General features: G+C 66.9%; 21 protein-coding genes. 12 read left to right on the forward strand and 9 right to left on the reverse strand.

Annotated elements, in window-relative coordinates; translation table 11 throughout:
• Positions 1-222 precede the first annotated feature (222 nt).
• On the reverse strand, positions 223-1,761 hold the full coding sequence (locus VXM69_RS37445; protein ID WP_367190481.1) for a methyl-accepting chemotaxis protein: 1,539 nt from the start codon (positions 1,759-1,761) through the stop codon (positions 223-225).
• Between the two features lie 172 nt (positions 1,762-1,933).
• Positions 1,934-2,602, reverse strand: coding sequence for a haloacid dehalogenase type II (locus VXM69_RS37450; protein WP_034191869.1), 669 nt, complete (start codon positions 2,600-2,602; stop codon positions 1,934-1,936).
• Positions 2,603-3,069: 467 nt separating this feature from the next.
• Between VXM69_RS37450 and VXM69_RS37455 the strand changes: the two genes are divergently transcribed.
• From VXM69_RS37455 to VXM69_RS37475, 5 genes are all read left to right on the forward strand, one after another.
• Positions 3,070-3,930: a GNAT family N-acetyltransferase gene (locus VXM69_RS37455; RefSeq protein WP_049031037.1), complete on the forward strand. Its 861-nt coding sequence runs from the start codon at positions 3,070-3,072 to the stop codon at positions 3,928-3,930.
• Positions 3,931-3,941: 11 nt separating this feature from the next.
• Positions 3,942-4,868, forward strand: coding sequence for a glyoxylate/hydroxypyruvate reductase A (locus tag VXM69_RS37460; protein ID WP_200086739.1), 927 nt, complete (start codon positions 3,942-3,944; stop codon positions 4,866-4,868).
• Between the two features lie 161 nt (positions 4,869-5,029).
• Complete coding sequence (locus tag VXM69_RS37465; protein WP_367190482.1) at positions 5,030-6,439, forward strand: aspartate aminotransferase family protein; 1,410 nt, start codon at positions 5,030-5,032, stop codon at positions 6,437-6,439.
• An 86-nt stretch (positions 6,440-6,525) separates the two neighbouring features.
• Positions 6,526-7,017: a winged helix-turn-helix transcriptional regulator gene (locus VXM69_RS37470; protein WP_034191873.1), complete on the forward strand. Its 492-nt coding sequence runs from the start codon at positions 6,526-6,528 to the stop codon at positions 7,015-7,017.
• 99 nt (positions 7,018-7,116) lie between these two features.
• Positions 7,117-8,589, forward strand: coding sequence for an NAD-dependent succinate-semialdehyde dehydrogenase (locus tag VXM69_RS37475; protein ID WP_367190483.1), 1,473 nt, complete (start codon positions 7,117-7,119; stop codon positions 8,587-8,589).
• A gap of 60 nt (positions 8,590-8,649) precedes the next feature.
• Here VXM69_RS37475 and VXM69_RS37480 read toward each other — a convergent pair whose 3' ends face one another.
• A complete protein-coding gene (locus VXM69_RS37480; RefSeq protein WP_367190484.1) occupies positions 8,650-9,741 on the reverse strand; it encodes a helix-turn-helix transcriptional regulator in 1,092 nt (363 codons plus the stop codon).
• Between the two features lie 427 nt (positions 9,742-10,168).
• Here VXM69_RS37480 and VXM69_RS37485 point away from each other — a divergent pair, with 427 nt between their 5' ends.
• Complete coding sequence (locus VXM69_RS37485) at positions 10,169-11,281, forward strand: histidinol-phosphate transaminase (RefSeq protein ID WP_367190485.1); 1,113 nt, start codon at positions 10,169-10,171, stop codon at positions 11,279-11,281.
• A gap of 12 nt (positions 11,282-11,293) precedes the next feature.
• On the opposite strand, the gene VXM69_RS37490 is transcribed toward VXM69_RS37485, so the two are convergent.
• Positions 11,294-11,545 (reverse strand): hypothetical protein, encoded by a 252-nt coding sequence (locus tag VXM69_RS37490; protein ID WP_034191877.1) that lies wholly within the window; start codon positions 11,543-11,545, stop codon positions 11,294-11,296.
• 681 nt (positions 11,546-12,226) lie between these two features.
• On the opposite strand from VXM69_RS37490, the gene VXM69_RS37495 reads away from it, so the two are divergent.
• Together VXM69_RS37495 and VXM69_RS37500 are read left to right on the forward strand one after the other, a co-directional pair.
• Complete coding sequence (locus VXM69_RS37495; RefSeq protein ID WP_367190486.1) at positions 12,227-13,285, forward strand: NAD-dependent epimerase/dehydratase family protein; 1,059 nt, start codon at positions 12,227-12,229, stop codon at positions 13,283-13,285.
• Complete coding sequence (locus VXM69_RS37500; protein WP_034191879.1) at positions 13,282-14,274, forward strand: AraC family transcriptional regulator; 993 nt, start codon at positions 13,282-13,284, stop codon at positions 14,272-14,274. The genes VXM69_RS37495 and VXM69_RS37500 overlap by 4 nt, the downstream gene beginning before the upstream one ends.
• A 36-nt stretch (positions 14,275-14,310) precedes the next feature.
• On the opposite strand, the gene VXM69_RS37505 is transcribed toward VXM69_RS37500, so the two are convergent.
• Positions 14,311-14,799: a RidA family protein gene (locus VXM69_RS37505; protein WP_059562470.1), complete on the reverse strand. Its 489-nt coding sequence runs from the start codon at positions 14,797-14,799 to the stop codon at positions 14,311-14,313.
• A gap of 226 nt (positions 14,800-15,025) precedes the next feature.
• Here VXM69_RS37505 and VXM69_RS37510 point away from each other — a divergent pair, with 226 nt between their 5' ends.
• Positions 15,026-15,325, forward strand: a complete 300-nt coding sequence (locus tag VXM69_RS37510; RefSeq protein WP_034191881.1) for an H-NS histone family protein — start codon at positions 15,026-15,028, stop codon at positions 15,323-15,325.
• Positions 15,326-15,459: 134 nt separating this feature from the next.
• On the opposite strand, the gene VXM69_RS37515 is transcribed toward VXM69_RS37510, so the two are convergent.
• Both VXM69_RS37515 and VXM69_RS37520 read right to left on the reverse strand, forming a co-directional pair.
• Positions 15,460-15,792: a cupin domain-containing protein gene (locus VXM69_RS37515; RefSeq protein WP_049036215.1), complete on the reverse strand. Its 333-nt coding sequence runs from the start codon at positions 15,790-15,792 to the stop codon at positions 15,460-15,462.
• A 110-nt stretch (positions 15,793-15,902) separates the two neighbouring features.
• Entirely contained in the window at positions 15,903-16,844 is a 942-nt protein-coding gene (locus VXM69_RS37520) for a LysR substrate-binding domain-containing protein (RefSeq protein WP_367190487.1), read from the reverse strand.
• 82 nt (positions 16,845-16,926) lie between these two features.
• Here VXM69_RS37520 and VXM69_RS37525 point away from each other — a divergent pair, with 82 nt between their 5' ends.
• The gene (locus VXM69_RS37525; RefSeq protein WP_226229189.1) at positions 16,927-17,325 is read left to right on the forward strand and encodes a nuclear transport factor 2 family protein; all 399 of its coding nucleotides are present in this window, start codon (positions 16,927-16,929) and stop codon (positions 17,323-17,325) included.
• Positions 17,326-17,546: 221 nt separating this feature from the next.
• Here VXM69_RS37525 and VXM69_RS37530 read toward each other — a convergent pair whose 3' ends face one another.
• A complete protein-coding gene (locus VXM69_RS37530) occupies positions 17,547-18,470 on the reverse strand; it encodes a LysR family transcriptional regulator (protein ID WP_367190488.1) in 924 nt (307 codons plus the stop codon).
• 66 nt (positions 18,471-18,536) lie between these two features.
• Between VXM69_RS37530 and VXM69_RS37535 the strand changes: the two genes are divergently transcribed.
• Positions 18,537-19,154 carry a LysE family transporter gene (locus VXM69_RS37535; protein WP_059562461.1) on the forward strand — a complete coding sequence of 206 codons (618 nt, stop codon included), beginning with the start codon at positions 18,537-18,539 and terminating at the stop codon, positions 19,152-19,154.
• A gap of 25 nt (positions 19,155-19,179) precedes the next feature.
• On the opposite strand, the gene VXM69_RS37540 is transcribed toward VXM69_RS37535, so the two are convergent.
• Positions 19,180-19,812 (reverse strand): FMN-dependent NADH-azoreductase, encoded by a 633-nt coding sequence (locus VXM69_RS37540; protein ID WP_367190489.1) that lies wholly within the window; start codon positions 19,810-19,812, stop codon positions 19,180-19,182.
• 132 nt (positions 19,813-19,944) lie between these two features.
• Here VXM69_RS37540 and VXM69_RS37545 point away from each other — a divergent pair, with 132 nt between their 5' ends.
• On the forward strand, positions 19,945-20,826 hold the full coding sequence (locus VXM69_RS37545) for a LysR substrate-binding domain-containing protein (protein WP_367190490.1): 882 nt from the start codon (positions 19,945-19,947) through the stop codon (positions 20,824-20,826).
• Positions 20,827-20,855 lie beyond the last annotated feature (29 nt).

The following is a 20,855-nucleotide window of genomic DNA, read 5'->3' on the forward strand; positions in this document are numbered from 1 at the left end:
CAGTAAAGTTCGGAAGAATGCCGCTCGATCGGAACGGCTTGGCGGGAAGACGGGAAGATGACGGGACTGCCCGGAAACCGGGCCCGTGCAGCCGTCAGGCGCCGCGGCCGCGAGCGGCGATGCATGCGTCACCGGGCATGTCGCCGCGCTCGCCGGGCGCTCGCCGGCGCGGCGCCCAGGCGGCAGGATGATGCGCCCCCGCGAGCGGACGGCGCGAAGCCGTCACGCAGCGAGCCGGAATACCGATACGGCGGCCCGCAGGCGCGCCGCCTGCTCGTCCAGCGACGAGGCGGCGGCCGCTGCCTGCTCGACGAGCGCGGCGTTCTGCTGGGTGACTTCATCCATTTGCGCGACGGCCAGCCCGATTTGTTCGATGCCGGTGCTTTGCTCCGCCGATGCCGCGGAAATCTCGCCCATGATGTCCGCCACCCGGTCGATCGACCGGACGATCTCCGTCATGCGCTCGCCGGCCGTCTCGACGAGCCGGCTGCCGCTGCCGGCCCGCTCGACCGACGCGTCGATCAATCCCTTGATGTCCTTCGCGGCCGCCGCGCTGCGCTGCGCGAGCGAGCGGACTTCCGATGCGACGACGGCGAACCCCCGCCCCTCCTCGCCGGCCCGCGCGGCTTCCACCGCGGCGTTGAGCGCGAGAATGTTGGTCTGGAATGCGATGCTTTCGATGACGACGGTAATGTCGGCGATCCGCACCGATCCGTCCGAAATCTGCCGCATCGTTTCGACGACCGCGTGCACGGCGGCGCCGCCGAGCTCGGTCGCATCCTTGGCCTGAGCCACGAGCGCATTCGCCTGGCGCGCGTTGTCGGCGTTCTGTTTGACCGTGGACGTGATCTGCTCCATGCTCGCCGCCGTTTCCTGCAGCGACGCGGCCTGCTGCTCCGTGCGCTGCGACAGATCCAGGTTGCCTTGCGCGATCTCGCCGGTGCCGGTGGCGATCGAGTGGGTCGTGGTCTGGATCTCGGCGATGGTGTCGGTCAGCCGCGCCTTCATGTCGCCCAGCGCAACGAGCAGGCTGCCGGGCGCGGCGTGCGCCGTATCGAACTGCACGTCCAGTTCGCCGGCGGCGATGCGGGCGGCGATCTGCGTCGCATGCGCGGGTTCCCCGCCCAGCGTGCGCCTGACGCTGCGCAGCACGCCCCATGCAATGGCCGCGAGCGCCGCGGCGATGACGAGCGCGACGGCGCCCAGCACCATCGCGAGCCGGGCAAACGCCGCGTTGATGTCGTCGTAGAAAAATCCCGTGCCGATCCACCAGTTCCAGTCCGGAATCGCGACCACGCCCTGCAGCTTCGGCTCCAGGTCCGCGTCGGGGCTGCGCTTGATCAGCACGTCGACGAGCGCGAAATGCGCCTGCGCCATCCCCGCGCGGTACGCCTCGCTGTCGGTCATGCCGCTGGTCGTGCGGTTACCTTTCGCGCGCGTGCCGATGAATTTCGCGTTCGGGTGCACGAGGTTGACGCCGTCGGACGTCGTGACCCAGAAGTAGCTCTTCGAATTCGCGTTGAGCGCCGCCAGCGCGGCCTTGGCCTGCTGCTGCGCCTGCTCCTGCGTGAGCGTGCCGCTCGTCTGCATCGCGCGATACGAATCGACCAGATGCTCGGCCTTGGTCAGCAGAATGACGATCTCTTCGCGGCGGCTGTCGATCAGCGCGTCGCGCAGCGTGTGCAGCGACAACGCGGCCAGCAGGACGACGCCGAGCAGCGCCGCGGCGACGAGCATCAGCAGTTTGGTGGACAACTTCATGCGGGGGCCTCGAAATATTAACCGTTCGGTACATATATCGGCCCGGGCGGCCCCGCCTTGAACGACTCAATATCGGTAATTACCCTCATTTCGTGCGCTGACCGAACGCGCCGGGACGCGACGGCATCACGGCCGCGCCCCGGCGCTCGACGAATCGGCCGGCGCGGCCGGCTTACAGCCCGAGTTGCGTCGCGAGCTGACCGATGTCCGACACTTCGTAATAGTTGTAGAACGGCGTGCCCGGCTCGTGGCCGCGGTTCACGAATGCCTTGTGCTTGATGCCGAGATCCTCGGCCGTCATGAGGTCGTAGCGCAGGCTCGACGACACGTGCAGCACGTCCTCGGGCTTGCAGCCGAGCTTGTCGAACATGTATTCGAAGCCCTGCATCCGCGGCTTGTACGATTGCGCCTGCTGCGCGGTGAACACGGCGTGGAACGGCGCGCCCAGCTTGTCGACGTTGCTCATGATCTGCTCGTCCATCGCATTCGACAGGATCACCAGCTTGTACTTCGACGCCAGCCGCGACAGCCCGGCCGGCACGTCCGGATGCGGGCCCCACGTCGGCACCGCATGATAGAAAAGCTCGGCCTCGGCCTCGTCGAACTTCACGCCGAGCCGCGCGCAGGTGCGGCGGACCGCATTGACGACGACGTCGCGGTACGGCTTCCACGCGCCGAGCACCTCGTCGAGCCGATAGGCGGCGAACGCGCGCACGAATGCCTCCATCGCGGCCGGCGACAGCCGGTCCGCATAGATTTCGCGCGCCGTCTCGGCCATCCGGAAATGGGTCAGCGTGCCGTAGCAGTCGAAGGTGATGTACTTCGGTTCAAACTGGATCATGGTGACGTCCTGTCGGTGTGAAGCCCCGGCAGGGCCGGGGACGGGCTGGATTTAACGAAATTGAATCAGGGCAAAAAGTCGTCCGCGCATCGTTCGGCGCCGCTCAAAACGCAGAATCGCCGCGTGTTGCCCGCCACATGCAGCACGATCTGCGGCACGATCGGGCGCGGCGCGGGCGGCGGGCGCCGATGGGCGCCGCGCTACCGCGGCGAGCCCGTCTGCCGATGCGGCCCTTCGGCAGGCGGCAGTGCCGCCGTGCCATTGATCGTAGTGGTATTCCACAGCACGCGTGGCCGGATTGACCCGTCTCGCCAGCACGATCCGGGCGTTCGTTCGCGCCGATCGAGCCGGTTTGCATCGAATTCGCGGGCGCGCCCGCCACCGCCGGAAAACAGGCGAATCGTCCTATCCGCCCCGCGGCCTCGCTGGCACAGTGATGCGTCATTCCCACCCCTCCGGAGTCCGGCGTGTCCGACCTCAATCCTTCCAGCACGCTTACCTATCGCCCGTTCGCCGAAACCGACCTGCCCGCCGCGCACCGGCTGTCGGAAGCCGTCAAGTGGCCGCACCGGCTCGACGACTGGCGCTTCGTGTTCCAGCTCGGCGGCGGCTTCGTCGCCGAAGACGAAACCGGCGTCGTCGGCACCGCGCTCGGCTGGCGCTTCGGCGAATCGCACGCGTCGCTCGGCATGGTCATCGTGTCGCCCGAGCGCCAGGGCCGCGGCATCGGGCGCGAGTTGCTCGCCCGCCTGGTCGACAGCTTCGGCCCGCGGACCGTGTTCCTGCACGCGACGCCGGCCGGCGAGCCGCTGTACGCGAAATTCGGGTTCGAAGCGATCGGCACGATCGATCAACACCAGGGCGCCGCCTTCCAGCCGCCGCTGATATCGCTGCCGCCCGGCGAGCGCCTGCGGCCGATCGGCGCGAACGACGGCCCGCGCCTTGCCGCGCTCGCGTCGCGCGCCGCGGGCTATCAGCGCGACGAAGTGATCGGCGCGCTGCTCGACGTCGCGAACGGCATCGCGCTCGATCGTGACGGCGAGCTGCTCGGCTTCGCGCTGTTCCGCCGCTTCGGCCGCGGCCACGCGATCGGCCCGGTGGTCGCACCGGACGCCCAGCGCGCGCAGGCGCTGATCAGTCACTGGCTCGCCCTGCACGAGGGCATGTTCGTGCGGCTCGACGTGCCGGGCGACAGCGGGCTGTCCGACTGGCTGCAGGGGCTCGGGCTGCCGCGCGTCGATACCGTCGTCGCGATGGCGCGCGGCGCCGCGCCCGAGCGCGATCCGGCGCTGCGCGCGTACGCGATCGTGAACCAGGCACTCGGCTGAGCGGAACGAAGATGAGCTTCCTGTACAAGGCCGACCCGGTGCGCGGCGCGCAATGGGCACAGCGCTTCGCGCAGCGCGCGCCCGATCTCGCGTTCCGGATCTGGCCGGACATCGGCGACCCGGAGGCGGTCCGCTATCTCGCCGCGTGGCAGCCGCCAGACGATCCGGCCGCGCTGCTCCCGAATCTCGAGGTCGTGTTCTCGGTCGGGGCCGGCATCGATCAGTTCGACCTGTCGCGCGTGCCGCCGCACATCCCCGTCGTGCGGATGATCGAGCCGGGCATCGTCGAGGGCATGGTCGAATACGTGACGCAGGCGGTGCTGACGATTCACCGCGACCTGTTCGACTACGCGGCGCAACAACGTGCGCAGGTGTGGCACGAGAAACCGGTGCGCGCCGCCGCGTCGACGCGGATCGGCGTCCTCGGGCTCGGCACGCTCGGCCAGGCGGTGCTCGACATGCTCCGGCGCTTCGGCTTCCCGTGCGCGGGCTGGAGCCGCACGCCGCGCACGCTCGACGGCATCGCGTGCTACGCCGGCGACGACGCGCTCGAACCGTTCCTCGCCCGCACCGACATCCTGATCTGCCTGCTGCCGCTGACCGACGGCACGCGCGGGCTGCTCGGCACACGCGTGTTCGATGCGCTGCCGGCCGGCGCGTCGCTCGTGCAGGTCGGGCGCGGGCCGCAGCTCGATGCGGCCGCGCTGCTCGCCGCGCTCGACAGCGGCCGGCTCGACAGCGCGATCCTCGATGTGACCGACCCCGAACCGTTGCCGGCCGGTCATCCGTTCTGGGCGCATCCGCGCATCCGGATCACGCCGCACATCGCGAGCGCCACGCGGCCCGACACCGCCGTGGACGCCGTGCTCGCGAATCTCGCGCGCCATCGTGCAGGACAACCGATGATCGGCGTCGTCGACCGCACACGCGGCTACTGACGCACGCGTCCGGCACGGCGGGGCGCGCAGCAGAAAATGCCGAAGCGCCCCGTGCAAACGCCGCGCCCATACGTTTCGGGGCGCAAATTGAAAGCGCATGCGGATCGTTCGCCCGGTAGCATGAACTCACCGCTGACACCTGACGAGAGTCCTGCCCTGCCATGAACCACGCCGACCACGCTGCGCTGATCGAAGCCGATCGTCAGCATCTGATCCACCCCGTCGTCAACTATCGCGCACACGAGGCGCGCGGCGCCACCGTGCTCGAATCCGCGGACGGCGTGTTCCTGCGCGACGCCGACGGCCACACGCTGCTCGACGCGTTCTCGGGCCTGTGGTGCGTGAACGTCGGCTACGGCCGCGACAGCATCGTGAAAGCGGCCGCCGCCCAGATGGCGAAGCTGCCCTACGCGACCGGCTATTTCCATTTCGGCTCGCAGCCGGCGATCGAGTTGGCCGAACGGCTCGCCGCGCTCGCGCCGCCGTCGCTGAACCACGTGTACTTCACGCTCGGCGGCTCGGATGCGGTCGACTCCGCGGTGCGCTTCATCACGCACTATTTCAACGCGACCGGCCGTCCGTCGAAAAAGCAGATGATCGCGCTCGAGCGCGGTTATCACGGCTCGTCGTCGATCGGCGCCGGCCTCACCGCGCTGCCGGCGTTCCACCGTCACTTCGACCTGCCGCGCGCGGACCAGCATCACATCCCGTCGCCCTACCCGTATCGCCATCCGCTCGGCGACGATCCGCAGGCGCTGATCGCCGCGTCGGTCGCCGCGCTCGAAGCGAAGGTCGCCGAACTCGGCGCGGACAACGTGGCCGCCTTCTTCTGCGAGCCCGTGCAGGGTTCCGGCGGCGTGATCGTGCCGCCGGCCGGCTGGCTGAAGGCGATGCGCGACGCATGCCGTCGCCTCGGCATCCTGTTCGTCGCCGACGAGGTGATCACCGGCTTCGGCCGCACGGGGCCGCTGTTCGCGTGCGAGACCGAACAGGTCGATCCGGACCTGATGACCGTCGCGAAGGGACTGACCGCCGGTTATGCGCCGATGGGCGCGGTGCTGATGTCCGATGAAATCTATGAAGGGATCGCGGGCAGCCGCGCCGAATCGGCCGTGGTCGGCCACGGCCATACGTATTCCGCGCATCCGGTCAGCGCGGCGATCGGCCTCGAGGTGCTGAAGCTCTATCACGAAGGCGGGCTGCTCGCGAACGGCCAGGCGCTGGCACCGCGCTTCGCGGCGGGCCTCGACGCGCTGCGCGCGCATCCGCTCGTCGGCGATGCGCGTTCCGTCGGCCTGCTCGGTGCGCTCGAACTGGTGACCGACAAGGCCCGCAAGACGCGCTTCGACCCGGCGCTGAACGTGCCCGACAAGATCGCGGCGGCCGCTTACGCGAACGGCGTGGTGTTCCGCGCGTTCGGCGACGGCGTGCTCGGCTTCGCGCCGGCGCTGAGCTTCACCGCGGGCGAGTTCGACCTGTTGTTCGAACGCGTGCGCAAGACGCTCGACGACGTGCTGGGCGATGCCGGCGTGCAGCGCGCGCTCGACGCCGCGCACGCGCAGCCGGCCTGACCGGTCAAGGGAAAGCCGGGCTTGTGGCGGCCCTCGTTCGACTCTAAAGTAACCGGACATTCCATTTTTTCGCCTCTCACGTGAACATGACGGACAGCAAGCTGGATCGCATCGACCTGCGCATCCTCTCCCAGTTGCAGAAGCGCGGCCGCATGACCAACGTCGAGCTGGCCGATGCGGTCGGGCTGTCGCCCAGTCCTTGCCTGATCCGCGTGAAGCGGCTCGAGAAGGCCGGCTACATCGGCGGCTACGGCGCGCACATCCAGCTCGAGAAACTCGGCGACGTGCAGGTCGTGTTCACCGAGGTCACGCTGGCCGACCACCGGCGCGAGGACTTCGACCGCTTCGTCGCGGCGATCCGCAACGTCGACGAGATCGTCGAGTGCCATCTCGCGAGCGGCGGCTACGACTACCTGCTGAAGTTCATCACGCGCAGCGTGAGCCATTACCAGACGATCGTCGAGGGGCTGCTCGAGCAGAACATCGGCATCGAAAAGTATTTCAGTTACGTGATCATCAAGTCGCCGTTCGTCAAACGGCACTATCCGCTCGAATCGCTGTTCGGCGACCGGCACTGACGCACGGTGCCCGCCTGCCTCGAACGCGGCAGCGTGCTGTCCGCGCGGGGTAGTCGCGCGCCCGCGCCGCCGCCGAACCGCTTCATCCAAGGACCTGTCATGCCGCTTACGCTGTCCCGAACCGAACTGCTGCGTACCGCCAATCTGATCGACGGTACCTGGCGCGATGCGCTCGACGGCGCACGCTTCGACGTCACCGATCCGGCGACGCTCGAGACCGTTGCCCACGCACCCGACAGCGGAGCCGCCGACGCGCGCGCCGCGACCGACGCGGCGGCACGCGCGCTGCCCTCATGGCGCGCGACGCCCGCTCGCGAACGCGCCGCGATCCTGCGCGCGTGGCACGCGGCGATCATCGCGCACACCGACGATCTCGCGAAGCTGATGTCGCGCGAACAGGGCAAGCCGCTCGCCGAAGCGCGCGGCGAAGTCGCCTACGGCGCGTCGTACGTGCTGTGGTTTGCCGAGGAAGCGACGCGCACGTACGGCGACCTGATTCCGCAACAGCAGCGCGGCAAACGGCTGAGCGCGGTCAAGGAACCGATCGGCATCGTCGCCGCGATCACGCCGTGGAATTTCCCGCTCGCGATGATCGCGCGCAAGATCGCGCCCGCCCTCGCGGCCGGCTGCACGGTCGTCGCGAAGCCGGCGGAAGACACGCCGCTGACCGCGCTCGCGCTCGCCTTCCTCGCGCAGGAAGCCGGCGTGCCGCCCGGCGTGCTGAACCTGATCGCCGCCTCGCGCGAGCGCGGGGTCGCTGCCGTGGCCGACTGGCTCGCGGACGGCCGCGTGCGCAAGATCACGTTCACCGGATCGACGCCCGTCGGCAAGCTGCTCGCGCGCGAATCGGCGGCGACGCTGAAGAAGCTGTCGCTGGAGCTCGGCGGCAATGCGCCGTTCATCGTGTTCGACGATGCCGAGCTCGATAGCGCGGTCGACGGGCTGATGGCGTCCAAGTTCCGCAACGGCGGCCAGACCTGCGTGTCGCCGAATCGCGTGTATGTGCAGCGCGGCGTCTACGACGCGTTCGCCGCGAAGCTCGCGGCACGCGTCGCCGCGCTGAAGGTCGCGCCGGCGACCGACCCGGCCGCGCAGATCGGCCCGATGATCAACGCGCGCGCGGTCGACAAGATCGCCCGCCACGTCGGCGACGCCGTCGAACGCGGCGCGCGCGTGCTCGCCGGCGGCAAGCGTCTGGCCGAACTCGGCCCGAACTTCTACGCCCCGACGGTGCTCGCCGACGCGACCGCCGACATGCAACTGAACTGCGAGGAAACGTTCGGCCCGATCGCGGCGCTGTTCCGCTTCGATACCGAGGACGAGGCCGTCGGCGCGGCGAACGATACGCCGTTCGGGCTCGCCGCGTATTTCTACACGCAGGACGTGCGGCGCATCGCGCGCGTGTCGGCGCGGCTCGAAACGGGCATCGTCGGCATCAACGAAGGCGCGCTCGCGAGCGAGGCCGCGCCGTTCGGCGGGGTGAAGGAATCGGGCTACGGCCGCGAAGGCTCGCGCTACGGCCTCGACGATTACCTGTCGATCAAGTACCTGTGCCAGGGCGGGCTCGAGTGAATCCGGCCGGACGCGACGGCCTGCCGCGCACCGCAGGGTCGGGCCGGCCGTCACGCATCGTCACGTCTGCATGACCAGCGACGTCAGCTGCGCCGCGCGCGCCACGTCCGTCTTCGTGTAGATCGACTTGATCTGCGCGCGGACCGTACCGATCGACACGCCGCGCAGCGCCGCGCATTCCTGCGGCGAGCGCCCGTCGCAGCACAGCAGCACCGCGAGGTCGGCTTCGGCCGACGACAGCCCGTAGAACACGCGCAATCGCTGCGCGCGCGCCGACGGCGAGCGCAGGTCCGCGGCGGTCATCAATGCCGTCACGCCCGGCCGTTCGCGCGCGAGGTGCGACTGTTCGGGAACGGGGATCAACGCCAGCGGCAGCGGCTCGCCCGTCGTCCGCCGCAGCAGCAGCCCGCCGCGCGCGAACGCATGCCGCCATTGCGCGTCGTCGACGCATCCTTCCGGCGCGAAACGCCCGTTCAGGACCCGCAGCGCCGGTTCGGCGGCGATCAGTTGATCGGCCGCACGGTTCGTGTAGCGCAGTTCGCGCCGCGCGCCGAGCAGGAACACCGGCACCGGAATCGCGTCGAGCGCCGATTCCGCGGCGGCCACGCGCGCTTCGAGTTCGCCGATGCGCGCCTGGATCCGCAGCGCGCGGCTGATGTGCGCGCCCATGATTTCGATCATGCGGCGCTGATCGTCGGACAGCCCCTGCGAGTCGGGGCCGCCCTGCACGCTGAGGAACGCGCCCGAGCCTTCGCCGCGATGGATGTACAGGCCCGAGATGCTGCCGAGCCCGAACGGGTGCATGAATTCCTGATAGAACACGCTGTGCGCGCGCTGGTGCGCGGACAGGTGCTTGACGTCCTCGAACCAGCGCCCCGTCGGCCAGTCGGCAGCGATCGGCACGACCGGGTCGTACAGGTAGAACTCGGTGTTGTAGCTGTGGTAGCACGCGGCGACCCACGACGCGTCGTCGCCGGCCGCCTGCTCGATCGCCGGCACCCTCGCCTTGTCGTCGAACGACAGCAGCGTGGCCATGCGCACACCGACCGACGATCGCAGCCCGTCCAGCACCGCTTCCCATCGTTGATCGCCCAGTGCCGCCGCGTAGATGTCGTCGATCCACGCCGATTGAATCAATCCGTTCAGTTGCATCTGGCTACCCCGCGCCGTGCGTTTCTGTCGAACGTCTTCAGCGCATCTTACTCAATGAACGAGATCGTTCAAATTAACCGGGTACGTTTGGTCTGAAATACCACGTTTGTTACCGTTTCTCGTCTGATGTATTGGCAATCCTGGCAAGACAGCGCGGCCGACGCCGGCACGAACCGCGCCGCGGCCGGCTTTTCATCCGGATCAGGGTATGCCATGATGCAGCGCATGACGATCCGAAACGCCACGTCCTCGCTGCACCATCACCACGGCCGCCCTCCATTGCGCCGTGGGTCGTTTCGCATCCAGTCATCGATCGGGTAGCTCCCCGGTCAACACGACAACCAAGGCGCCTCCGGCGCCTTTTTTGTTTTTTGCCGCCGAAAAAGCCCGCTGCGCCGCCCCATCGATAACGTCCGGAGTGTTTTCAATGCAACAACCGTGGAAAGACATTGCCCTGTCGGATTTGCCGCTGCGGGACGATCTGACGTTGCGGCATGCGTACGGCGCGCCGCAGCTCGACGTGCCGGTCCGCCTGAACGTCAACGAGAATCCGTATCCGCCATCGCCGGCGCTCGTCGAACGCATCGCGACCGCGGTGGCCGATGCGGCGCGCGACGCGAACCGCTATCCCGATCGCGACTTCGCCGAACTGCGATCGCATCTCGCTGCCTACCTGACGCACGACACCGGCGTGCCGGTCGACGCGAGCCGCGTCTGGGCGGCCAACGGGTCGAACGAGGTGATCCAGCAGATCCTGCAGGCATTCGGCGGCCCGGGGCGCTCGGTGCTGGCCCTTACGCCCGCGTATCCGATGTATGACGAATACTGCCGGACGACCTTCACGCGCCTGCACACGTTGCCGCGCGACGAGGATTTCTCGCTGGACCTCGATCGGGCGCTCGACGGCATCCGCGAACACCGGCCGAGCGTGATCCTGCTCACGTCACCGAACAACCCGACGGGAACCGCGCTGCCGATCGACGACATCCGCGCGATTCTCGACCTCGCGCCGGGTGTGGTCGTCGTCGACGAAGCGTATGCGGAATTCCGTCGTCACGGCGTCCGCAGCGCGGTGACGCTGCTGCCCGACCATCCGCGGCTGATCGTGACGCGTACGTTGAGCAAGGCATTCAAGTTCGCGGGGGGCCGCATCGGGTATTGCGCATGCGCGCCGGCGATCGTGGACGCGCTGAAGCGGGTTCGCCTGCCGTATCACCTGTCCGCGTTGACGCAGGCGGCGGCCTGCGCGGCGCTCGCCGCGCGTGACGAAATGCTGTCGCAGGTCGACGCGATCAAGGTCGAGCGCGACGCGACCGTGTGCTGGCTGCGCGGCCGGGGCCTCGCGGTCGCCGATTCGGACGCGAACTTCGTGATGTTCGGCAAGTTTGCGGATCGCCACCGGATCTGGAGCGGACTCCTGCGCCACGGTGTCCTGATTCGCGAGTCCGGGCCGCCCGAGTACCTGCGCGTCTCGATCGGCACCGCTCTGGAGATGGCTGCGTTTCGCGCGGCGCTGCTCGACGTGATGGCGCGCGAATAAGCAATGGGGTGCTTACTTCATCGTCGCGAGCCGCGATTCCAGTTCGTCGATCTTCGCGAGCACGGCTTCGCTGAGCTTCCTGACGTGACGCGGCACGTCGGGCGCCGACAGCAGTTCCTCGATGCGCCCGCGCCAGTAGCTCGGATGCCTGACGCGCGCCGCGCCCGACATCGATACGTCGTCAGCGATCGCATCGCTGTCCAGGAGAGCCACCATTCTCTGGATGTGAGAAAGCTCTCGTTCCACGTAGTCTCTTGCCAGCATATTGATTGCCATTCCCCGAAATACGACATCAGGCCTTCCGTCGTCAGCGCCATCGTGCCGCGATGCCAACGATGCACCGCCCACGCCGTGCGTCGTCCGCATGCAACGGCCGTGTCGTTCAACTGCGCGGACGATCGCATGCAATCGACACGGAATGGCAGGCCTGTTCGTTTGTTTTCGTTACATCCGCTCCCCGGTGCACTGTCGTCAATCGTAGGCGCACCGGCCCGCGCCGGCATCCCCAAAAATGGGGATGCCGGCCGATATCGTTTGCGCGACGGGTTACGGAAATGCCGGAGGCGGGGCACCTCCCGCCGATAAGACGGCGGTGCGAATTCGACCGGATCGGGGTTCAGGCGCGATGCGGCTCGCAATTCGGACGCGTTTGCCTTGCACCGTCGCGGCACGTCAGGTTCACGGGCACCGGTTGCGTCCGCAACGCCTGATGCCAGGTCTGCCGCGGGCCGTCCGCGACGGCGATCGGCGACCGTCCGTCGTGGAGCCGGCGGCACGTCAGACAGCGCATGGAGCCGGTCCAGCGCGCCACTGTCCATGTCGACGCGGGCAGCGGGCATCGCGCCGCCTGTCGCACCTTGCATGCCGATTGGCGCGCTTTGCAAGTGAATTGGCGCGTAAAAGGCGGCATCATGACGCATCGCCTCTGCCACGGAACCCACGCCCATGAATATCGATACCGACCTCCCCGTGATGGTGACCGGCGCCACCGGATACGTCGCGGGCCGGCTCGTGCAACGGCTTCTCGAGGCCGGCCTGACGGTCCACGCGGCCGTCCGCGACCCCGACAGCCCGGACAAGCTGAAGCACCTCCAGCGCATCGCGGCGGGCACACCCGGCACGATCCGTTTTTTCCGCGCCGATCTGCTCGAACCCGGCTCGTACGCGGCTGCGATGGCCGGTTGCGGCATCGTGTTCCACACCGCGTCGCCGTTCACGGTCACCGTTCGCGACCCGCAGAAGGAACTCGTCGATCCGGCGCTGCTCGGCACGCGCAACGTGCTCGAAACGGCCAACCGCACACCGTCGGTGCGGCGCGTCGTGCTGACCAGCAGCTGCGCGGCGATCTACGGCGACAACGCCGATCTCGCCGCGACGCCGAACGGCGTGTTCACCGAGGCGATCTGGAACACCAGCTCGTCGCTCGCCCATCAGCCGTATTCGTATTCGAAGACCGTGGCGGAGCGCGAAGCGTGGAAAATCGCCGGCGCGCAGCACCGCTGGGATCTCGTGACCATCAATCCGTCGCTCGTGATCGGCCCCGGCATCAATCCGTACGACACGTCGGAAAGCTTCGAGATCGTGCGGCAGATGGGCAACGGCACGATGAAAGCGGGCGTGCCGAATCTCGGCCTGGGCGCGGTCGACGTGCGCGACGTCGCCGATGCGCACGTCCGGGCCGCGTTTCTGGCGAGCGCCAACGGCCGCTACATCGTGTCCGGTCACGATACCAGCCTGCCGGCGATGGCCGCCACGCTGCTCGAGCGGTATGGCGCCGACTACCCGATTCCGCGGCGCATCCTGCCCAAATGGCTCGTGTGGCTGGTCGGTCCGCTCGCGAACAAAGGCGTGACGCGCCGCGTGATCGCGCGCAACGTCGGGCTTCCCTGGCGCGGCGACAACAGCCGCAGTCGCAACGAACTCGGCCTGCGCTATCGCCCGCTCGCCGAGTCGATGAACGACTTCTTTCAGCAGTTCGTCGAAACCGGGCAATTGCGGCGATGAACCGCTTCGCGATTTTACCGGGCTACCAGATCGTGATGGCCGACCTCGGCCTGCGTACCGACGAACTGCTGCGGCGCGCGCAATTGCCCGCCGATCTGTTCGCGCGGCCCGGGAACGGGCTGACCACCCGCGAGTACTTCCGCATGTGGCAGGCGGTGGAGGAGCTGGCCGGCGTGCCGGCCGTCGCGCTGCGCCTCCTCGACCTGCTCTCCGTCGAGGCCTTCGACCCGCTGTTGTTCGCCGCGCTGTGCAGTCCGGACCTGGAGGTCGCCATCCGGCGCATCGGCCAGTTCAAGCCGCTGATCGGCCCGATGCGCGTGCACGTCACGCACGATGCCGACGCGCTCGTGCTCGCCGTCGACTTCCTCGAACGCGAGGTGCCGCCGCCCGGCATGCTGCTCGCGGCCGAACTGGGCTTCTTCGTGAAGCTGGCGCGGCTGGCAACCCGCACCGCATTGCCCGCCCGCGCCGTCACGCTGCCGCGCGGCCTCGCGCCGCATCCCGGCTATGCGCGTTTTTTCGGCGTGGCGCCGCAATACGGCGACGCGCCCGCCGTGAGCTTCGCGCTGCAGGACGCGCGGCGTCCGTTCGTGACGGCCAACCATGCGATGTGGGCAATCTTCGAACCCGATCTGCGCCGCCGCCTCGACGCGCTGTCGGCGGGCGCGGGTATCGTCGAACGCGTGCGCGCGGCACTGCTCGAATTGATCCCGGGCGGCCTCGCCACCGCGGACGACGTCGCACGGACGCTTGCGATCAGCAAGCGCACGCTGCAACGCCGGCTCGGCGACGACGGCGCGACCTTCAAGACCATCCTGGCCGATGTCCGCGAGAAGCTCGCGTGGCACTACCTCGATCGCTCGGATCTCCCCTACAGCCAGATCGCGTTCCTGCTCGGCTACCAGGATCCGAACTCGTTCTTCCGCGCGTTCAACGAATGGACCGGCATGACCCCCGACGCCGCACGCTCGCGGACGATGCCACGCTGACGCACAAGGTTGCCCCATCGTTGGACCGGCGGGCGATCAGCGTGTGGCGTCGTCGCGGTTCAGCCCGAAAATGAAATCGGCTTCCACCGCCGCGCCTTTGGGCAACTGCAGCACGCCGACCGACGAACGCGTGTGGACGCCGGCATCGCCGAGCACGGCGTACAGGACGTCGGACGCGCCGTCGGCCACTTCGCTTTGCATCGTGAAGCCGGGTGCACTGCGCACATAAACGGTGATGCGCGGCACCGTCGCGATCGCATCGAGCGTGCCGCAATGCTTGCGAATCAGCGACAGCGCACGCAGCGCCGATATGCCGGCCGCACGGCGGCCGTCGTCCAGCGAAACGGATTCGCCGACGATACCGACGAAATGCACGACTTCCCCGATTCGCGGAATCTGGCCTGAGATATAGGCCGTCCTTCCATCGACCAGAACGGGCGTGTACTTTCCGCCGATCCTGATTTCCGCGTCCGGATCGAATCCGAAATCGGCCGCGATCTGTTTCAGCTTATCGTCTCTGTTCATCCGTGAATTCCCCGATCCTTCATAAAAAAGATAAAGAATAATTGAGTCCCCGAATCTTGTCCCGAAGGCACCCATCCGCCGAAAATGACGCAATTGACACACTTATCAGGTGTTCGAAGCAGTCCCGCGCGCGATATCGACACCGTAATTCGTAGTCGGCGAGATTTTTTTCATCATTTCCGGTTGAAACCGCTATCATGTGAACACACAACCTGATGAGCGATATATGGCGACTTACAAGGAACTGAAAGCCCAAATGGACGCTTTGGCCGAAAAGGCCGAAGCCGCGCGCATCGCCGAATTCCAGGCGATCGTCGACGACATCCGTGCCAAGGTCGCGGAATACGGCATTACCGAAAAGGACATTTTCGGCACGCGTCGTGGTCGGCCGGCCAAGCAGGCAGCGGCGCCCGTGCAGGCGAAGTATCGCGACCCGAAGACCGGTGCAACCTGGTCGGGCCGCGGTCGCGCGCCGGCATGGATCAAGGATGCGAAGAACCGCAATCGATTCCTGATCCAGGAATAAGATTTTCGGCGCGTACCGGCGCGCGGTTCAGCGCGCTGTCCGGCGAGTGGGGCATCGATACCGGCGGGATTCAAAGACCGCTCCGGGTTAATACCCATTTGTCTCATTCGGCCCGCCGCACGCCAATTCCTTCCTCATCGTTCGTAATAAATCGCAAGCCACACGGTTTGCGTTTCTTCATGTGTCCACGCAACACGATGGCGGCAATGCGGTTCGATCAGCACATAGTCGCCCGGATGCATCTCGTGCCGCGTCGAACCTTCTTCGAATTCGAGCACGGCCGCGCCCGACAGCAAGACGACCCATTCGGCACGCGCGTCGTCATACCAGAATCCATCGGGGCTCGTGTGTCCCATCGACACGATCCGCTCGACATTCAGGTGCTGTGCCCTGACGAGGAGATCGATCCGCTCGTCGCCGCCGCGTTGCCCTTCGACACTGAACAGGTTACCGGTTTGAAGTTGCATCGCTCGACCTCGTGATTGTCCTTCCGATGCAGGAAGCGGGTTGAAAGGCGCCGCGAAATGTTCACTGCAGTCCAGCCGTTACCGCGCCGCATCGGACGCTCGCCTGTCAATCAGTCTTCTCGCGCAAGTCGCAGCAAGATGTCGGCGAGGGCGCGAATTTTCGGTTGTGCCGCACGTTGAGGCGGATAGACGAGGAAGTAGGACAGGCCGTCCGGAACCACGTCCGCAAACGGCGTCACCAGCGATCCGGCACGGAGTCGGTCTCGTGCCATTCGCGGGTCGCCGATGGCCACGCCGTGCCCTTCCACCGATGCCGCGAGCGTCAATTCGAGGGTATCGAATACCAGTCCGCGTCCCGCATCGATCTGGCGCGCCCCGACATGATCGAGCCAGCATCGCCACTCCGCGTGGCTGGGCCCGGGATGAAGCAAATCGACCTGCGCAAGGTCGGCAACGGATTGAAGCGATGCGGCCAATGCGGGCGCGCACATCGGCGTGAGCATCTCGGAAAAGAGCGGTACCGCTTCCATGCCGGTCCACTGCCCCGCGCCGCGCACAATGACGGCATCGACGTCGGGCGTCGTGAAATCCGGCGTATCGTCCGCGGATGTCGAAATACGAAGTTCCGTACCGCTCATCGCGCGATGAATGTCCGGCAGCCGCGGGAGCAGCCAGCGAATGGCGAACGTGGACGGCAACTTCAACGTGAGCACCGAGGTCGCCCGTGCATGCACGTCCGCGTGCTGAACCAGTTGCGTGAGCACGTTGACCGCGACCGTCAGCAGCTCGCTTCCTTCCGCCGTCAACGTGAGACCCGATACATGGCGCACGAAGAGTGCGCATCGATAATGCGTTTCCAGTTGCTGTATCTGGCGGCTCACCGCGCCTTGCGTACGGCACAGGTGATCCGCGGCCTTGCTGACGCTGCCGAGCTGCGCCGCGGCGACGAACGACTGAATCGCCGCCAACGGCGGCAGGGGCCGCGTCAGGTCGGCCAGCGGGTATGCATGCGCCGCATACCCGGCTTGCAAATTTTTCGATTGTCCAGTCATCGGTGCGTCGCTATCGTGCGTCTACCGGATGCCCCGTTCACGCGAATGAACGGGGTTGTCAACGAATGATCGGAGGATAATCTTGGGCTCAACGTCGGCCTCACTATATACGGAACAGGTTCGCGCTTACCTTCGGGAACTGGAGCGAGGCGATGTCGACGCCATCTGCGCGCTCTTTACGCCGGACGCGCAGATTTTCTCGCCATTTCTCGGCTGGATGCCCCCTGAGCGCTTCTTTTCGAAGGTTGCCGCCGCGTCGGGAGCAAGCAAGATTACACCGATCGATATCTGCGTCAGCACGAGCGGGGCGCGACGTGCGACAGGCTACTTCATCTACGACTGGGCGCTGAAAGACGGCTCGGTGGCGCACTTCGAGTGCGTCGACGTGTTCGAGTTCGACACCGCGGGGCGCATCGAACGGATGATCATCGTCTACGACACCCATCCGATTCGCAGTACGGTCGGCGACAAATACGCGTAGCCGAATCGATGTCGGCCAATCCCGACGGCTGGCGTGTGCGGTGGGCTGCTCCGCATGAAGTCGCACTTCCGCGCACGCTGGAGCCCCGCCGAGAAGCCGGCGTTCCGGGACGAGACGGAACGACCGTTTGACCTCGGACCCTGCCGTCAGGGCCGGAATGGATCGACACCCCCGATCGAGTTCGCCACGCACGGCCCATTTCCGCTCCCCAACTCCCTCCATCACACTACCGCCCGCAACCACCTCAACAACGCCCCCGGTACGCTCCCGTCCACCACCGGCGCCGGCGTCAGCAGGCAGTAATGCGAGCCATCCTCGACGAATCCCATCGGCGCGACCAGCACACCGCTTTCGATGTCGTCGCGCACGAGATGCCACGGCCCGATCGCCACCCCCAGCCCCGCAACAGCCGCCTGCAGGCTGAAATAGAAATGATCGAACGTCTGCCCGCGCCTGCTCGCGGCCGGCAGACCGGCCGCCACCGTCCACTCCTTCCACGCATTCGGCCGGGTCCGCGTATGCAGGAGCGGCGCCTCCTGCTTCAACGAACGCTGGCCGCGGCGCGCGGCAAACCACGCACCGGCTTTGTCCGGTCGACAAACCGGCCCCACCTGCTCGGCGAACAACGGCTCCGCGTGATACCCCGCCGGCCACGTGAAATCGTTGCGGCGAATCGCCATGTCGATCCCGCTGTCGAACGAAAACGGCCCGCCCGCGGCAACCAGGTGGATATCGACATCCGCCTGTCGCGCCTGGAAATCCGGCCAGCGCGGGATCAGCCAGCGCATCAGCAGCGTCGGCTCGCACGACAGTACCCACCGCCGGGCACGCTCAGCCTCGCTACGCAATTCCTGCGTGGCGCGACGCATCAGGCCGAGGCCGTCGTGAACGGCCTGCGCCAGCTTGCGTCCTGCATCGGTCAGGAATACGCGACGACTGCGCCGCAGAAAAAGCGCCACGCCGAGATCCTCCTCGAGCAGACGCACCGCGCGGCTGACCGCGCCGTGGGTCACGCACAGCTCGTCCGCCGCACGGCTGAAATTCTCGTGACGCGCCGCCGCCTCGAAACAGCGCAGCGCCATCAGCGACGGCAGGTTCGCACGGGTCGATTGTGAGTCAAACTCACGATCGTCGTCAGAAATCATCGTTTTTCCTGATGGAATACGGTGGCTACGATTGTGCCATCAAGACTCCGACCGAAAGGAAAAGCGATGACCGAATTGATAGTTGTAGTCACCATTACGTTGCTGGCCGTCATCAGCCCGGGCCCGGACTTCGCGATGGTCACGCGCAACAGCCTCATGCTGTCGCGCCGCGCCGGCGTGCTCACCGCGCTCGGAATCGGGCTGGGCGTCACGGTTCACGTGAGCTACACGCTGCTGGGCATCGGGCTGCTGATCCGTCAATCGCTGTGGCTCTTCAACGCCATCAAGCTGATCGGCGCGATCTACCTGGTCTACCTGGGCGTCAAGATGCTCATGGCCAAGGCCCACGCCAGACAACCCGACACGCCAGCGGCCCCGCTGTCCGATCTCGCCGCATTACGCACCGGTTTCCTGACCAACGCGCTGAACCCCAAAACCACGGTGTTCATCGTCAGCCTGTTCATGCAGGCCGTGCGGCCCGACACGCCGCTGATCGTACAGATCGGCTATGGCGCGTTCATCGCGGTCGCGCATGCCGGCTGGTTCAGCCTGGTGGCCGTCTGCTTTTCGGCGACGGCCGTCCGCGATCGCCTGCTGTCCTTGCGCCACTGGATCGACCGCACCTTCGGTTGCCTGCTCGTGGGATTCGGCGTCGCGCTCGCCATCGCGCGCGGCGGGCGCTGACCTGACCGCCGACCACGCGGCAACGTCAGAACGTGCGCGCGATCGTCCGGGCTTCGTCGAGCGCGCGACTGCGATCGATCTTCCCGTCCGGGCCGAACAACGTGCGCTCCACGACAATCCCGGTGAGGTCGGTCACGCCCACGAACTTGAGCCACGTTTCCATGTACGGACGCTGCAGGTCGAACGCGGCGGCCGGCGTCAACGAACCCGGCGCCTCATAGCTGAGCCCGCGCGCATACACGACCGCCGCCTTCTTGCCGGCCAGCTTGCCGCTGAAACCCGTGCCGTCGAACGTGAACAGCACGTCTTTCTGCGAGATCACGTCGATCAGGTGCTTGAGCTTGTACGGAATGCTGAAATTCCACAGCGGCACGCCGAACAGGAACTTGTCCGCTTCGTGGAACGGCGCCGCGAGCCGTTCGATCTGCTGCCACGCCGCCGCCTGTTCCGGCGTCAGCGCCGTGCCGCTCAGTCCGGCATACTTCGCGGCCAGCGCGGCCGCATCGAATTCGGGCAGCGTCACGTCCCAGATATCGAGTTTCTGGATGTCATGATCGGGATGCGCATGCCGGTACGCATCGAGAAATGCGTTGCACACGTCGATGGACGCCGAATATGCCTTGTTGGGGGAGCCTTCGATATAGAGCACGCGTGTCATGGAGCCAATCCTTGCGACAAGTGACGGCGACGCGCGGGATGCGCGATCGCCCACTGCGACTCGCAGCGTATCGGGTCGGCTTATAATCCGGAAACGATATTAATTGATCGAATTAACCTGGATTGATGATCAATGAATCCTCCCCTCGACACGGCATTGCTTCATACGTTTGTTGCGGTCGCCGACATACGAAGCTTTACCGGTGCCGGTCATCGGCTGAACCTCAGCCAGTCCGCGGTCAGCGCGCAGATCGTTCGGCTCGAGGAGCAGGTCGGCCGCGCCCTGTTCGTCCGCAATACGCGCAGCGTCACGCCCACCGCGCATGGCGAGACACTGCTCGGCTATGCACGCGCGATGCTCAACCTGAGCGAGGAAGCGCGGGCGAAACTGGGAAAAGGCGACGCCGTCGACATCAAGTTGCGGATCGGCGTGTCGGAGGATGTCGCGGAAGGCTGGCTGCCGGACGTGATGCGACGCCATGGCGCCGCGCGGCGCGGCCTGCGGATGGATCTGGTGGTCGACATCGGCGACAGCTTGTTCCAACGGTACGCAAACGGCGAGTTCGATCTCGTGATCGGCAGCCGGTGCTCGCATGCCGGCCAGGGCGCGACGTTGTGGCAGGAGCCGCTGGCCTGGGCGTTTGCGCGCCACGAGCCGCTTCCGGAAGGCGACGTGCCGCTCGCATGTTTCCCCGATCCGTGCCCTTACCGCGGCGCCGCGATCAAGGCACTCGCGCTGGCCGGCATGGACTACCGGATCGCGTGCGAAAGCCCGAGCGTGACCGGCATCCGGGCCTTCGCGCGAGCGGGTGTCGCGATCGCCCCGGTGCCGCGCAGCGCGATCGACGACACGCTCCGCGAGCTGGGCGTGGCCGAGGGTTTGCCGCCACTGCCGGACATGGCATTCGTGATGATGCATGAAGCCCGGATGCCGGCCGCCGCCGAATTCGCCGCGACGATCCTGGACGAGACGACCGCCCGCACGGGCGCCGGCAAACGCGACCGGGCGTCGTGAGTGGCGCGATCTTTACCCTGCTTCTTCAA

Origin of the sequence: Burkholderia sp. Ed8 (assembly GCF_040761425.1) — a bacterium.
GTDB classification, from domain to species: Bacteria; Pseudomonadota; Gammaproteobacteria; order Burkholderiales; family Burkholderiaceae; genus Burkholderia; species Burkholderia seminalis.